Here is a 15,426-nt window from a genome sequence, read left to right on the forward strand (position 1 = left end):
TTTTAAAAAAGGGCACGCAGTGTAAATCGAAGTTCGCCGCTTTACAATATAACAACAGCTTTGCGCATCACTTACCGGTAAAAAACACCTATAAAAAACCCGCCAAAAGCGGCGGGTTTTCCGGCTTATCATACGTTACGGCAACTGCTTGTAACCCATGTTATACAGCGTAAAACTAAAAATATCTGCCATTTGCTCAATCTGTTTTGATACCGGCGTACCGGCACCATGACCGGCATTGGTTTCAATACGAATAAGCTGCGGGTTAGGACCGGCATCTTTCTGCTGCAACTCAGCAGCAAACTTAAATGAGTGCGCAGGCACTACACGATCATCGTGATCTGCCGTTGTCACCATCGTGGCCGGATAAGTAACTCCGGCTTTTACGTTATGTACCGGCGAATAACCGCGCAGATAGTCGAACATTTCTTTGCTTTGCTCGCTGGTGCCATAGTCGTAAGCCCAGCCTGCTCCGGCTGTAAAAGTATGATAGCGCAACATATCCATGACCCCCACTGCTGGCAGGGCCACTTTCATCAGCTCAGGCCGCTGTGTCATCACGGCGCCCACCAACAGGCCGCCGTTTGAACCGCCACGGATAGCCAGCTTGTCTTTTGATGTATAACCCTGTGCCTGCAGATACTCGGCAGCAGCGATAAAATCATCAAACACGTTCTGTTTTTTCAGCTGGGTACCGGCATCATGCCAGGCTTTACCATACTCACCGCCACCACGCAGGTTAGGCACGGCGTACACACCACCCATTTCCATCCACACGGCATTAGGAATATTAAAACCCGGAGTCAGACTAACGTTAAAACCACCATAACCGTACAGAATCGTTGGGTTAGTACCATCACGTTTCAGACCTTTTTTATAGCTGATTAACATAGGCACCTTAGTGCCGTCTTTTGAGGTGTAAAACACCTGCTCAGACACATAGTTATTACTGTCAAAGTCAGCACCGGATTTATTGTAAATATCTGAGCTGCCTGACTCAGGTGCAAAGCTGTAAATCGTTTGCGCAGTGGTGTAGTTGGTAAAAGTGTAATACAGCGTCTTATCTTCTTTTTTACCGCTGAAGCCACCAACACTGCCAAGCCCTGGTAACGTAACATCACGTACCAGCTTACCGCTGTAATCGTATTGCTGTACTTTAGCGATGGCGTCAACCATATATTCGGCAAAAATATAACCGCCACCGGTTGATACGCTCAGCACGTTATCTGTTTGCGGGATCACATCAACCCAATGCTCTGGTTGCGGTTTAGCGGCATCTACCGCAACGACTTTCTTGTTCGGTGCGTTTAAGTTAGTGACCAGATACAACTTACTGCCATCGTTATCGAGTAAATCGGTATCTGAATCAGTGTGATCTAAAATTGTCACCAGCTCACTGCCTGGCTTGGTCAGGTCTTTCAAAAACAGTTTATTACCCGACGTTGATACAGCAGCAGAAATCAGCAGGTAATGGTCATCTTCTGTTACCGAAGCACCGACATAACGGTGTTTTTGCTGCTCTGTCGCGCCAAAAATGACGGCATCGTCTTTTTGTGGTGTACCAAGCTTGTGGTAATACAGTTTATGCTGGTCCGTTTTAGCTGACAGCTCACTGCCATCCGGTTTGTCGTAACTTGAGTAATAGAAACCTTCATTGCCAAACCAGCTAATGCCGCTGAACTTCACATCTACCAGTTCCGGCTCCAGTTGTTGTTTGGTTTCAACATCGATAACAATAATTTTGCGCCAGTCACTGCCACCTTCAGAAATAGAATACGCCAGCTTTGAGCCATCTTTGGAAAAACTTACTTCCGCTAACGAAGTGGTACCGTCGCTGCTGAAAGTGTTAGGGTCAAGGAATACTTCGCTGCTGCCGTCGTCCAGTTGCCGGTACAACACATACTGATTTTGCAAGCCGTCATTTTTATAGAAGTAGGTATATTTACCTTCTTTAAACGGCGCCGTGACTTTTTCATAGTTCCAGGATGCAGCCAGCTTCTGTTTAATCTGTTCCCGGTACGGAATTTGTTCAAGGTAACCGAACGTCACCTTATTCTGTGCTTTTACCCAGGCTTCTGTCTCTGCACTGCGATCATCTTCCAGCCAACGATAAGGATCGGCAACAGTCTGCTCAAAATAGGTGTCCACCACATCACTTTTAGCTGTTTGCGGATAGCTTAAAGGCGTTTTTACTGTTTCAGTCATAGTCATCGCATTGGGTTCAGTTGCTGATTGAGTGTTGGATTCACTGCCGCAGGCTGCCAGTAAGGATACAGCCAGGATACTTAATACGTGTTTCATCAATGAAATTCCCTGTTTCTTGTTGTTTTATCGCGACCGAGCTTAACAAAGAAGCGTCGTTTTGCCTATTTCTGCCCGGCGCATTTTCTGGGGTATTTGGCGGGAAACAAAAAGGCCTGTCGTAAGACAGGCCTTTGTGTTTATGGTGCCCAGACCCGGAATCGAACCAGGGACACGCGGATTTTCAATCCGCTGCTCTACCGACTGAGCTATCTGGGCAAAACTGTGTGACGCAAAATGGTGCCGCTTATCCGAGTCGAACGGATGACCTACTGATTACAAGTCAGTTGCTCTACCAACTGAGCTAAAGCGGCAAGTTGCATCGTGGAAAAAGCTGTTGAAATCTGCTACGTTACAACAACTTTAGCACCTGAACTGATGGTGCCCAGACCCGGAATCGAACCAGGGACACGCGGATTTTCAATCCGCTGCTCTACCGACTGAGCTATCTGGGCAACGCGGGTCGTATTAAACGGATTTTACGATCTTAAGTCAACAGATATTTTAGAACCGGCAGTGCGTTAGCTTATAAGTTGAGCAATACGAATAAAACCTCAGCACACCGCCATAAAATGGTGTCGAACAAAGCGCACAATAAAGCCACTACCTAACGGGCCAAAAGTTGTTAAAATGCCCGGCAAATTGTTCTGCTTGCAGCATAAACAATCAAAAATTGGACCACTAATGAAAAATACGTCGTTTAGTAAACCGATCTTTAAACGTCTGGTACTGATGTGTGTACTCACACTCGCAGTGCAGGCTGCACTTTTTATGCTACTGAGTAAGCCCGACCCCAACTTTGCAGAAAAGCAGTTAGAACGGCTGGTGGCAGAAACAAAGCTGGTCAGCCGTGCGGTCGCCCCTTTGCTGCGCCGCAATGATATCAGCGCCACTGAGCAGGTACTGTTTCAAACCCGTAATGGTGATGCGAGCCGTGCACTGTATCTATACCACCATAGTGAGCGGGGTGACACTGAGCTTATTGCCAATACCAATAATGTGCAGGGCTATGTGCCGCAGCCGCAATGGCAGGAAATTGCCGAGCAGCAAAATGGTTATCTGATTGTTCATCAGCTGGTGGCGCTGGGCGAGCAGCAAAATGCGCTGCTGATCTATGTGCAACAGCCCGATATCAAACCGCTGTGGCCATATGCGGCGGTGTCTGTTGCCAGCCTGTTACTGGGTTTACTGTTAAGTGGTTTCTTCGCCTCTGCAATATCCGGTTTCTTCAGTCGCCGTATTAAACCGCTGTTGCAAGGCACCAGTCAGGCATTGGAAAAAGAGCAGTTCAATGCCAGCGTGGATAGCCATGCTCAGGACAGTTACGGTGTGCTGGGCAGTTATATAAACCAGCTATTTCGAAAAATAGAACAAACTCAGGAAGCATTGGCGGCATCAGAGCAAAACATTAAAACGCTCAGACAGGAAGTCGACACCCGTATTAAAGAGCGCACCGATGCATTGGAAACCGCTAAGCTGACAGCCGAAAAAGCCAATGAAGCCAAATCAACCTTTCTGGCAACAATGAGCCATGAAATCCGTACGCCGATGAACGGCATTATCGGTACCATAGATTTACTGCGAAAAACCCAGCTATCAACCTCACAATTTCGTATGACCGATACAGTGCGCGAGTCATCCTTTTCCTTGCTGCGCATTCTTGACGACATTCTGGATTTCTCAAAAATTGAAGCCGGTAAACTGGAGCTGGAAACTATCCCGTTGTCCCTGGTTGATATCATTGAGGCGGTAGGCCGGATTTTAGTTTCAGTGGCTTATCAGCGGCAAATTGATTTAAAAATGTTTGTCGACCCACGCATACCTGACGGTTTGGTCGGCGACCCGGTGCGCTTGCGGCAGATATTGTACAACCTGGCCGGCAATGCCATTAAGTTCACCCAGACCACACCGGAAAAAACCGGCCTGGTGATAATCAAAGCCGAAATGCTGGAAGAAAATATGGATTTCAGCCAAATCCAGTTCAGCATTGTTGATAACGGCAAAGGCATGACTCAACGTCAGATCAGCTATGTTTTCCAACCCTTTAACCAGGCAGAAGGCTCTATTACCCGTAAGTTTGGCGGCACCGGCCTGGGTTTATCTATCTGCCAGCGCCTGGCCACGTTAATGTATGGCGATATAAATGTGCAAAGTCAGGTTGAGCAGGGAACAGAGTTCAGGGTACGCATCCCCATGCGCCGCTCTGATGAAATTCAGTATCTGGATAAAGAGCAGCTTAACGATATTCATCTGTGCCTGTTCACGACAGATTTGCATAACCAAACCCATTTAAGTGCGTATTTTGAATATGCAGGTGCAGAACTTGATGTAGCCAACAGTTTTGAAGCTCTGCTGCAAAAAGCACAAACGATGAAACCGCTGCCACCCAAGCAGGCTGCAGTCTGGGTGTTAGATGCAACTTATGAGCAAATCTCGGCCAATCAGATAGAACAGTTGCAGCAGCTGCCAGCCATGAGCCAGGTGCAGTTTGTTGTGATCACCAATCAGGTTGAGCTGTCTGAGCGCAGTACCGATAGGGTTTACTACCTGCACAGCTCGCCTATCTGCCGCAGCCACTTGTATGACGCTGTGCTAATAGCGGCTAAGCGTAAAGCTAAACCCATTTATGCCGGTGAAAAAACGATTACCGCCAAAGCGCCGTCTATAGAACAAGCCAGAAAACAAAAACGCTTAGTATTGCTGGCGGAAGACAACCTGATGAATCAGCGCGTGATTGTTGATCAGCTAAATGCGCTTGGCTACGCCGTCGAGGTTGCTGATGATGGCGCAATAGCGCTGGAAAAATGGCGCCGCTTCCACTATCCATTAATCCTGACCGATTTACATATGCCCAATATGAGCGGTTATGATTTAGCCAGCACCATCCGCAAGGAGAGCCTGCATTTGAGCGAAGGTGCTGAGTTTACCCGCATTATTGCAGTGACAGCTAACGCGCTCAAAGGCGAAGAGCAGAAGTGCCTGAGTATCGGTATGGATGGATATATTACCAAACCTGTTGAACTCGATACTTTGGCCACGATGCTATCACGCTGGTTACCTCATCAGGCCGACCCAATGAAACCCGGCGTCGCATCGACTGACACGGCGCAGCCCCCCTCGCCAATCTGCTTTACCACTATTGCTAATTTTCTCGGCAATGACCCGGCTAAGCATGAAGAACATCTGAACTACTTTGTCAGACATGCTGCAGATTTACTGCAGAATTTGCATCTGCATGCTGATAATCAGGACCGTAGTAATGTCCGGGCCGTCGCGCATCAGTTTAAATCTGTCGCCAAGAGCGTCGGCGCAATCAGTTTAGCCGAGCAAGCACTAAAGCTGGAAAAAGCCGCTGAGGAAAGTGATTGGCCAGTGATTAACGAGGATATCCGTCTGATGCAGGAGAAGTATCAGGATGTGGTCGCCTATGTGCAGCAGCGTTATTAGCAATCACAGTAAAACGCCAGCTTAGCTTAAAGTCAGTAAGTTGAGCGTCCGGCTGCAGTCGGTTTGCCCACACCAACACGCCGTGAACCCAGTCCCTGGGGGCTCCTCTCAGCCCATCCAGGGCTGAGACGGTTGGCTTAGGACAGACCGACTCAGCTTAAATACTCAGCATTGCAGCTTAGCCGGCGTTTTCATGGCTGTTAGTTGCCCCAAATTGCGCTGACAAACTGCGGATAGTCGACAAAAGGGTTACGGTTGCCCTGGTACTGATAGGCTGCATCATTGCGGTCACGCTCTTTCTGACTAACAGGATCCTGCACATGCCACTGCTTCAGCAGCTGCAACAACCAGCTTTCGAATACCTGAGTCGTAGTACCGTTCAGTGCGGCATTGGCTTCACTGCTGTTACCCTGCCAGTTTGCTAACCGGTCCTGATAACGGGTTGCCATATAAAAATAAGCCCGGGCAATGTCACCCTTAAACTCATCAATGGGCTCGAACACTGTACCACTGTACCCACTACTACTTAATGCATTGCCTAGTTTAGAGCCGTTTGTCGAGATATAACTGGCCGTACCGACTTTGCCATACGGAAAGCTGCTGCGTTTGGAGTTAACAAAACCGTCGGTGGCAAAAATATGGTGTACATCAGAGTTCATCGGCTCGACTGCACCGCCAAACCAGCTGCGTGGAAATGAGTGCTCACGGTTGTAGCAATCTGCCTCACTATTATAACTGCCGCACTGGTTCACCGTTGCCGCGTACTGATATCCATCCGCCCCGCCGGGATTCTCTGAGTAGATATCTAAAATACTGCCATCCTGTTCATAGTAAGTATCCAGCTCGTACATGCTGTAAAAAGTCCACAACGCGCTATACCCCTGAGCACTGTGGTTTTTGATAATATTATGTAGGGCGGTTTTTAACGTATAGCCCGTTAAACCGGCTGCAGCCGCATAGTAGGCATCTAAATCATCGCTGCCATCACCGGTGCCAAGGCTAAAGTTATGCTTCTTAGTGCTGGTAAAACTGCCACCACTAAATATGTCTGCGCCATTCAGGCTTAGCTGATAACTACCATTACCATAACTGCAGCAGATACCGTCACCGTAACTGTCGCTTATGGTGAACGCATAATCACCATCGCTCAGGCACCACTGTTCACTGAAGCTGCTGTCACTGGCATACCCCGCCCCGGCATAAACTTGTTGATTATTGCTGTCAGCCAGCTGCCAACTGGTTTCAGCACCATAGTTGTCGGTCGTCAGCTCAAATGTCAGTGTATTTGCATTGCAACTGCTGCCTGGCGGCGTTGATGTAGCAGAGGGCTGGAAGTCATCCACATACACCAGTTCACTGCCATCAAAGCCGGCGACATCATAAAACCGTAAGCCAACTTCAATAGTGCCGTTAGTGGTCGCTGTGTAATTGAAGCTTAGTGTTTGCCATTGGCCTGTCAGCGCTTCATTCGAATAGCCCTGATAACCATCAACATACAGCCGTGCTCTGACATGCCCCTCGGTGTGATACACCGACACACTAAAAGGGTAACTTTGTCCGGCGCTGACGGTTACTGCCTGACGCAAATCAGTCGCCGCCTGATCAGTGGTATTGACGGCCACAGCCGCACTGTAATTGCCTGTGAGTTTAATACCGGTAGAAGGTGTCAGCGTAATACCACTGTCGATCAGGTTCCAGCCCGCCGGGATATTGGCTGACCATTGGTCAAAACCGCCATTTTCAATATCAGCTCTGGCGGCTGTCGCGCTGACAGCAAGCAAGCCAAGCAGGTAAAGTATCTTTTTCATCGCAACGTATCCTGTGATTAAGGTTAGAACAAGCACCACTCCAGATACACTATTGCAACATTTTTGTATAAAAACAGCGTTATGATGAATTATTTATGAAATAAAAAAGGGCAGCCACTGGCTGCCCAACTGTCAGTTACCTGACCACGTAGCGTAAATTGTTTTCAGCTAACGACTTAAAACTGGTTCATAGTGTTGTGCGTGCCCCCGGCTTTTAATGCTGCTTCACCGGAGAAATATTCTTTATGATCATCACCGATGTCTGAACCTGACATATTCTGGTGTTTAACACAGGCAATGCCCTGGCGGATCTCTTTACGCTGTACACCTTCAACATAGCCCAACATACCGGCCGCACCGAAGTACTCTTTTGCCAGATTGTCGGTTGACAAAGCCGCAGTATGGTAAGTTGGCAAAGTGATCAAGTGATGGAAAATACCCGCTTCACGTGCCGCATCAACCTGGAAGGTACGGATACGGTTGTCCGCTTCCTGCGCCAGCTCTGTTGTATCGTATTCGGCGCTCATCAGCTGTGCACGGTCATAAGCCGATACATCTTTGCCATCCGTTTTCCAGGCATCAAACACCTGCTGGCGGAAATTCAGCGTCCAGTTAAAGCTTGGGCTGTTGTTGTATACCAGCTTGGCCGACGGTACCACTTCACGAATTCGGTCGACCATCTCTTTGATCTGGCCAATATGCGGCTTCTCAGTCTCGATCCATAGTAAATCTGCGCCATGCTGCAGCGAAGTAATACAATCCAGCACCACGCGATCAACACCACTACCCTGTTTAAACTGGAACAAGCCGCTGGCTAAGCGCTTTGGCTTTAATAACTTGCCGTTGGCTTTCACCACAACATCGCCGTTAGCGATATCATCTGCCCCGTTGATTACATCGCCATCGAGGAAGCTGTTGTATAAATCGCCCAGATCGCCTGGCTTATTAGTCACCGCGATTTGCTTGGTTAAGCCGGCTCCCAAAGAGTCGGTGCGGGCCACGATGATGCCGTCATCTACACCCAGCTCGAGGAAGGCGTAACGGACCGCATTAATTTTTGCCAGGAAATCAGCATGTGGCACTGTCACTTTGCCGTCCTGGTGTCCACACTGTTTCTCATCCGATACCTGGTTTTCAATCTGAATGGCACAGGCACCCGCTTCAATCATTTTCTTCGCCAGCAGGTAAGTGGCTTCTTCGTTACCAAAGCCGGCATCAATATCGGCAATAATCGGCACCACATGGGTTTCAAAGCTATCAATTTTGCTCTGCACTGCTGCCACTTTGGCAGCATCATTGCCTGCTTTAGCGGCATCCAGCTCACGGAACAAGCCACCCAGCTCCCGCGCATCAGCTTGCTTTAAAAAGGTATACAGTTCTTCAATCAACGCGGGGACAGCCGTTTTCTCATGCATCGACTGATCCGGCAACGGGCCGAAGTCTGAGCGCAGCGCCGCAATCATCCAGCCCGATAAATACAGGTATTTTCTTTTAGTCGTGCCGAAATGTTTCTTAATAGCGATCAGTTTCTGCTGACCTACGAAGCCATGCCAGCAACCTAAAGACTGCGTATATTGGCTGCTGTCAGCATCGTAAGCGGCCATATCTTCGCGCATCACTTTGGCGGTATATTTCGCAATATCTAAACCCGTGTTAAACCGGTTTTGCAGTTTCATTCGTGCAGCTGACTCCGGGTTTATCGCGGCCCAGGCCTCGCCATTCTGCTGACGTAACTGTGCGATTTGTTGTATTGCATCTTGGTAAGCTGACATAGCAGTATCCTCTTCTTGCTTATTGCCCGGCTTGCCGGACGCTGACTGTTCCCAGGCTGATGTGTTACCTGTTGCATTACACTATAGGTTTCATTTTTATAATTCATAAAGGTGATTTTTGTGATGCTGGCCATTCATACGATTAATACTAAAGGTGGCTTGACGCTGGCCTGCCGGCTAATGCTATGATTCAGTCAAATTATGAAAGCTGGTGGGAATATTTAAGTAATGAATATCAATAAAATGGATTTAAACCTGCTGGTTTACTTAGATGTCTTACTGCGCGAGAAGAATGTTACCCGCGCCGCAAATCAGCTTAATATCACTCAACCGGCGATGAGTAATGGCTTAAAACGGCTGCGTGATTTACTGAATGATCCTATTTTAGTGCGCACATCAGATGGTATGGTGCCGACAGAACGGGCACGTGAACTGGCACCTGTGGTACGTGGCGTTTTATTGACGCTGGAAGAAACCCTGCAACCGAACAAAGATTTTGAGCCTCAGAACAGCCAGCGCGTGTTTCGCATTATGGCCAGCGATTACGCCGCCTCAACGTTGATCCCCGCACTGCTGAAAAAAATGCGGGTGCAGGCACCTAACACCAGTCTGGATATTATGACCCCCTCCGATGTGACTTTTCACGATGTCGAAAATGGCAAAGTGGATATGGCAATTAACCGTTTTGACCAGCTGCCGCAATCGTTCCATCAGAAAACCGTCTGGCGCGATAGCTTCTCCTGCCTGATTAATGCGCAAAACCCGGTACTTAAAAATTTCAATCTGGACAGTTACTTAAAAGCGCAACATATCTGGGTTAGTAAAACCGGCTTTGGCGTTGGCGTGGGCATGGATCCGAAAGATGTACAAAAATTAGGCTGGGTAGACGAAGCGCTGGCAAAACTGGGCAAACAACGCAGTATTTCGGTATTTACCCGCAACTACCATGTAGCAATGCATTTGGCGGTCGGCATTGATTTAATTGCCACTTTGCCCAGCCGGGCGGCTAAGTTGTATGACAAAGATCCGACAATGGCTATTATGGACCCACCGTTTGCCATACCGTCAATTGAGCTGAAAATGATTTGGAGTCCGCTACTGCATCAGGACGCCAGCCATATCTGGTTTCGCCGGCTGATTGTTGAAACAGCAGACGAGCTGAATTAAGCCTACCTAACAGGGATAAAACCTTTTTTGAATGAGTCGGGGAGTGTCTGAGCCCTGCCGTAGGCATAAGGGCGAGTTGCCCCGGCGAATGAGGAAAAGTGTTTTGTCCCGCTGTTTTGCAGAGGATGTGCTGCAACACCCGCCTTGGCTCGTCACAGCAACTCGCTCGCGCTTGCGCACTCACTCAGACACTCTGTGACGACCAAAACGGGGTTCCAGCCCCTCCTGCCCAGCTAAAAGTGCAGCAAACAAAAAAGGCGCTGTCAGCAAGTCAGCGCCTTTGGCTTGGTTTACTCAGGTTTAGTCAAGTAACTGATAGGCTGGCAGGGTTAGAAAATCTACCAACTGATCAGAAGTCGTGATATCCAACAGTAAAGTTTGCGCCCGGTCGAAGTTTTGCTCCGCCCATGTTGCCTCGCCTACCTCTGCTTTCACCACTTTTGCCTCTTCCTCCAACATAGAAGCAAATAAGGCTTTGGTAATCAGCTTACCGTTACTTAAGCTCTTACCATGTTTAATCCACTGCCAGATAGAGGTACGGGAAATCTCCGCAGTGGCGGCATCCTCCATCAGGCCATAAATCGGCACGCAGCCTTTGCCACTGATCCAGGCAGCGATATACTGCAGCGCTACGCGAATATTGGTGCGCATGCCCTCTTCTGTGCGCTCACCATCACAGGGCGCCAGCAACTGCGCTGCGCTGATTTCTTCATCTTCCGCACGGCTTACGTCTAGCTGATTCTGCTTACCACCCGCTAAATATTTATCGAACACCGCATTTGCCGTTGCTGCAAGCCCCGGGTGCGCCACCCAGGTACCATCATGGCCATTACTGGCTTCCAGCTCTTTATCGGCGGTGACTTTGGCCAGAATTGCAGCATTTTGCTCAGCATCTTTGGCCGGAATAAAAGCTGCCATACCGCCCATCGCCAGCGCCCCACGTTTATGACAGGTTTTTACCAGCAAGCGGGAATAAGCATTCAAAAATGGCTGTTTCATCGTTACCACCTGGCGATCAGGTAGCACGCGGTCAGCATGATTCTTTAACGTTTTGATATAACTAAAAATATAATCCCAGCGGCCACAATTTAGCGCCACGATGTGGTCACGCAACATATACAGAATTTCATCCATCTCGAACACAGCCGGCAGAGTTTCAATCAGTACCGTTGCCCGCACGGTACCAACTGGCTGGCCGAACTTTTGCTCTGTATAACGGAAGACATCATCCCACCATTTCGCTTCCAGATGGCTTTGCAGCTTAGGCACGTAGTAATACATTCCTGTGCCGTTACTTAGCCGGGTTTGATAGTTATGCAGGAAATACAGCGCGAAATCCATCAAGCCGCCGGGAATTTGTTCACCATCTACCAGCAAGTGTTTTTCCCACAGGTGTAAACCGCGCACGCGTGCGATTAACAGCGCCGGATCGTCTTTTAAAGCATACCGCTTACCAGTTTGCGGATCGGTGTAGCTGATAATGCCAAGGTTGGCATCACGCAGATTGATCTGACCTTCTATCACACCACTCCAACTCGGTGCCTGTGAGTCTTCAAAGTCGGCCATAAATACTTTTACGTCCGCATTTAACGCATTGATGATCATCTTACGATCAACCGGCCCGGTTATTTCAACTCTTCTGTCCTGCAAATCAGCCGGGATGGCAGCAACGCGCCAATCTGACTGGCGAATATTGGCTGTATCAGCCAGAAAATCCGGCAACTCGCCGGCGTCATATCGTTGCTGTACTTGCTGGCGCTCTGCAAGCAATTGCTTAAGCGCCGGCCGGAACTCACGTGTCAGTTCCACCAACAAGGCACAGGCCTGCTCTGTTAAAATAGTGTCGTATTCGGTTGTCAAAGGCGCATTGATGGATAATCCGGCACGGCTGATGCTTGTTGTCATAATATTGTCCTTGGTTACCGCCACAGCAGCGTTTTTTGCACACTGCCGGGCTTATCAGGGGTACGCACTAACTATAAGCGCTTTTCAACTATAAAATGTATCAATGCAGGCAATGCCAGCCATTCGGCACATAAATAACATAACCGGCCAACAAGAAGAAATATTGGCACAAGTTGTGCTTAGTTATCACTGTGTTGCGATATACCTGACACCGAGTCAAATTTCTGTCGGAGGTAAGCATGGAATATGTCCTGCTGTTGATTTTATTATTAGTTGTTGTGGTAGCTATGGTTGCCAGCCGCTTTATTGACAGTGGTAACCCTTTCCCGGTACAGAAGAAAACCAGTTTATTCAGTCCGGTTGAAAGGTCATTTATGCAGCTGCTGGAAAAAGCCGTTGGCGGTGAATATAAAATTCTGAACCGGGTTAAGCTGGCTGATATTATGGAATTAAAAACCGGTATCAGTGATAAAAGCCGCGGTAATACGTTAACGAAGTTAAATGGCAAATATCTGGATTTTGTACTGTGCGACCCTAACGATCTGAGCATAGTCGCGGTACTGGATTTAGTTAACAACACCAGCAAAGAAGGCCACAAAGCCGTACCTGACTGGTTTGTAAATGGCGCTTTGGATGCCGCAGCTATCCCTTACTTACGGATGAAAATTAAAGCTGGCTACACAGCAGCTGATATACAGGCGGCGATAGCATCGAGGCTTGGCAAACCTGTTGCCAAACCAGAGCCAATGTTTAAAGGATTAGTGAAAAAAGGACCAACCCGGCCGGTCCGCTCTTTGAAACCGGCAGTGGACAGCGGCAACAGATTGCCGGTACCTGCTTTGTCACATTCACAGATTAAAGCGCAGCAGACTGCGCTGATACAGGCTTCTTAACGCACATGGAGAAATGAGTCACTCCGCGCTAAGTTGGAATGCCGCCCGCTGCAACGGGCGGCATTTTTTATTTATAAGCCCTAAACAGCTCAGGTCGTAAAATAGCTATGCCGATACCTGCTATTTTTTCACTGGCAAAAAAATAAAATAATTTACTAAAGTAAACTCTTACTCCGCCGTTACAGTGTTGAGGAATTGGCATAGGAGGTACTATGAGTCAATCCGTTGGCGCTGCGGCATCAAACCAGGGCTATGAAGTACTGGGGGCTGTAATGGCCAAAAAGCAGCAAAACCAGGAAGCTAAAATGGCGACCATGCTGGTACAAAGTGCTATGCAATCGGTTGAGCAGGTACAGGCTTCATCCCCTGTAGGTAACCTGGGACAGAATATCAATATCACCGTGTAACAGTGGTGTGGATATAAGAACAAAGGCCAGCATTCAGCTGGCCTTTTTATCGTTTAGCACAACACAATTCTGCTGCGGTTTTTAACGGGCAAACCTGACAACCAATTCATGCAGTTCATTTGATACCAGTTGCAACTGCTTAATACTGTCAGCTGAATTGCCGGCTTCTGTCAGGCTATTGTTAGCCAGGCTGGAAATATTCACGACCTGCTGATTCACTTCCTCTGCCACGTTAGCTTGCTCTTCAACCGCAGCCGCCATTTGAATCGACATATGGGCGATACTGCCAACGGCATCTGAAATGCCATTTAGCATTTCTTCGGTTTCTTTTACCCTGCTCAACCCGGCGTCCGCACCTGTGGTACCGTTTTGCGCCACCCTGACAGCGTTATCCGCCCTACTGGTTAAATCACTGATAATTTGATGAATTTCCTTGGTTGAATCCTGAGTACGCTGTGCCAGATTTCGCACTTCATCCGCCACAACCGCAAAGCCGCGGCCTTGCTCACCAGCCCTTGCCGCCTCTATCGCAGCGTTAAGTGCCAGTAAATTAGTTTGCTCGGCTATTTGTTCTATCATTTGCGCCACCGACGCAATCTTTTTCGTTTGCTCAGACACATCTTTCACCGAGTTACTGATATCGTTCACGGTTTGCCGCAACTCTTCTATAGCTTTACGTGTTATCGTCGCGGTCTGTCTGCTGCGCCCCGCCAACTCATTAGATTGCTCGGCCCGTTCTGCGGTTTCCTGCACATGCTTTGACACTTCAGCAATAGTGGTCGTCATCTGATGCATGGCGGTAGCCGCTTGTTCGGTTTCCTGCTGCTGGCGCTGGATCAGTTTCATTGACGATTTGGCCAGTTCAAGCCCCAGATCAGATTGCTCTGATACACTCTTGGCGGCATCTTCCATCCGGCTCAGCACTGCAGCAAGGTGGGCTCTGGAACTCATCACAGCGACTTTTAGCTCACCTACATCAGGCTTGTCATCAGTAAAGGTTTTCACCGCCAGCTCATGCCGGAACGAGTTTGCCAGTAAGGTTTTAACACTGTCGAGTGCGTTTTTCTTGCTGTAGTTAGCCCAGCCGGCGTAACACAATAACGCCAGCACCATGGTAATCAGGGTTAAGCCGGTAAAACCGTTGAAATACAAAACGGCAGCTAACAGCAAAACAGCGGCCAGAGCCATGTTGGGAAAGCCAAGATGAAAATTGCGCGAGCGGAACTTACCCTGATTAATAGCACTGTACAGTTTTTCCGCCCGCTTAATGTCTTCACGCGACGGACAGGAACGAACTGACTCATACCCCACTACTTTTCCGGCTTCAGTAACAGGGGTGACATACGCATCTACCCAGTAGTAGTCACCATTTTTACTGCGGTTTTTTACCAGCCCCATCCAGGGTTTACCGGCTTTTAAATGCTCCCACATGATTTTGTAAGCCAGAGGCGGCATATCCGGATGACGAACAATATTGTGTGGCTGACCGATTAACTCACTTTTACTAAAGCCACTTATCGCGATAAACGCATCATTACAATGGCGGATATTGCCATTAAGGTCAGTATTAGAAATCAGTTTCTGGTTTGGCGGAAAAGTACGTTCGGTGTTAGTCACCGGCATATTGCGACGCATAAGAATGAGCTCCCTGCTGTTCCTTTTTGAACCTGAATTCTAAAAGTAGCAACAGTTCACAATAAGGCAATGAAGATTAAAGAATAAAGTC

General features: G+C 48.4%; 9 protein-coding genes and 3 tRNA genes. 4 read left to right on the plus strand and 8 right to left on the minus strand.

Translation table 11 applies throughout. The features are described from left to right. Positions 1–135 precede the first annotated feature (135 nt). The 4 genes from AC5SV9_RS05660 to AC5SV9_RS05675 form a co-directional block, all read right to left on the minus strand. Entirely contained in the window at positions 136–2,301 is a 2,166-nt protein-coding gene (locus AC5SV9_RS05660) for a prolyl oligopeptidase family serine peptidase (protein ID WP_475147063.1), read from the minus strand. A 143-nt stretch (positions 2,302–2,444) separates the two neighbouring features. Continuing rightward, positions 2,445–2,520 (minus strand) — tRNA-Phe (locus AC5SV9_RS05665). 19 nt (positions 2,521–2,539) lie between these two features. Continuing rightward, a tRNA-Thr gene (locus AC5SV9_RS05670) sits at positions 2,540–2,615 on the minus strand. 65 nt (positions 2,616–2,680) lie between these two features. Further along, positions 2,681–2,756, minus strand: a tRNA-Phe gene (locus AC5SV9_RS05675). 229 nt (positions 2,757–2,985) lie between these two features. Here AC5SV9_RS05675 and AC5SV9_RS05680 point away from each other — a divergent pair. Next, entirely contained in the window at positions 2,986–5,748 is a 2,763-nt protein-coding gene (locus tag AC5SV9_RS05680; RefSeq protein ID WP_475147065.1) for a hybrid sensor histidine kinase/response regulator, read from the plus strand. 200 nt (positions 5,749–5,948) lie between these two features. Here the strand turns inward: AC5SV9_RS05680 and AC5SV9_RS05685 are convergent, their stop codons facing one another. Together AC5SV9_RS05685 and AC5SV9_RS05690 are read right to left on the minus strand one after the other, a co-directional pair. Further along, the gene (locus AC5SV9_RS05685) at positions 5,949–7,556 is read right to left on the minus strand and encodes an endonuclease (protein ID WP_475147067.1); all 1,608 of its coding nucleotides are present in this window, start codon (positions 7,554–7,556) and stop codon (positions 5,949–5,951) included. 176 nt (positions 7,557–7,732) lie between these two features. Further along, complete coding sequence (locus tag AC5SV9_RS05690; RefSeq protein WP_475147070.1) at positions 7,733–9,328, minus strand: isocitrate lyase; 1,596 nt, start codon at positions 9,326–9,328, stop codon at positions 7,733–7,735. 228 nt (positions 9,329–9,556) lie between these two features. On the opposite strand from AC5SV9_RS05690, the gene AC5SV9_RS05695 reads away from it, so the two are divergent. After that, positions 9,557–10,495, plus strand: coding sequence for a LysR family transcriptional regulator (locus AC5SV9_RS05695; protein ID WP_475147072.1), 939 nt, complete (start codon positions 9,557–9,559; stop codon positions 10,493–10,495). A gap of 300 nt (positions 10,496–10,795) precedes the next feature. Here AC5SV9_RS05695 and aceB read toward each other — a convergent pair whose 3' ends face one another. Then, positions 10,796–12,400, minus strand: a complete 1,605-nt coding sequence (gene aceB, locus AC5SV9_RS05700) for a malate synthase A (protein WP_475147073.1) — start codon at positions 12,398–12,400, stop codon at positions 10,796–10,798. Positions 12,401–12,639: 239 nt separating this feature from the next. Between aceB and AC5SV9_RS05705 the strand changes: the two genes are divergently transcribed. Together AC5SV9_RS05705 and AC5SV9_RS05710 are read left to right on the plus strand one after the other, a co-directional pair. Further along, complete coding sequence (locus AC5SV9_RS05705; RefSeq protein ID WP_475147076.1) at positions 12,640–13,293, plus strand: DUF2726 domain-containing protein; 654 nt, start codon at positions 12,640–12,642, stop codon at positions 13,291–13,293. A 212-nt stretch (positions 13,294–13,505) separates the two neighbouring features. Then, on the plus strand, positions 13,506–13,700 hold the full coding sequence (locus tag AC5SV9_RS05710) for a hypothetical protein (RefSeq protein WP_134057204.1): 195 nt from the start codon (positions 13,506–13,508) through the stop codon (positions 13,698–13,700). Positions 13,701–13,781: 81 nt separating this feature from the next. On the opposite strand, the gene AC5SV9_RS05715 is transcribed toward AC5SV9_RS05710, so the two are convergent. Continuing rightward, the gene (locus tag AC5SV9_RS05715; protein ID WP_475147079.1) at positions 13,782–15,335 is read right to left on the minus strand and encodes a methyl-accepting chemotaxis protein; all 1,554 of its coding nucleotides are present in this window, start codon (positions 15,333–15,335) and stop codon (positions 13,782–13,784) included. Positions 15,336–15,426: the final 91 nt, after the last annotated feature.

This window comes from Rheinheimera sp. ATLC3 (genome assembly GCF_059429535.1).

What these genes read in the sequence shown, in the direction of transcription:
- AC5SV9_RS05715 (WP_475147079.1), bottom strand. Translation starts at nt 15,335, where the DNA reads ATGCGTCGCAATATGCCGGTGACTAACACCGAACGTACTTTTCCGCCA.
- AC5SV9_RS05680 (WP_475147065.1), top strand. Translation starts at nt 2,986, where the DNA reads ATGAAAAATACGTCGTTTAGTAAACCGATCTTTAAACGTCTGGTACTG.
- AC5SV9_RS05660 (WP_475147063.1), bottom strand. Translation starts at nt 2,301, where the DNA reads ATGAAACACGTATTAAGTATCCTGGCTGTATCCTTACTGGCAGCCTGC.
- AC5SV9_RS05710 (WP_134057204.1), top strand. Translation starts at nt 13,506, where the DNA reads ATGAGTCAATCCGTTGGCGCTGCGGCATCAAACCAGGGCTATGAAGTA.
- AC5SV9_RS05690 (WP_475147070.1), bottom strand. Translation starts at nt 9,328, where the DNA reads ATGTCAGCTTACCAAGATGCAATACAACAAATCGCACAGTTACGTCAG.
- AC5SV9_RS05705 (WP_475147076.1), top strand. Translation starts at nt 12,640, where the DNA reads ATGGAATATGTCCTGCTGTTGATTTTATTATTAGTTGTTGTGGTAGCT.
- AC5SV9_RS05685 (WP_475147067.1), bottom strand. Translation starts at nt 7,556, where the DNA reads ATGAAAAAGATACTTTACCTGCTTGGCTTGCTTGCTGTCAGCGCGACA.
- aceB (WP_475147073.1), bottom strand. Translation starts at nt 12,400, where the DNA reads ATGACAACAAGCATCAGCCGTGCCGGATTATCCATCAATGCGCCTTTG.
- AC5SV9_RS05695 (WP_475147072.1), top strand. Translation starts at nt 9,557, where the DNA reads ATGAATATCAATAAAATGGATTTAAACCTGCTGGTTTACTTAGATGTC.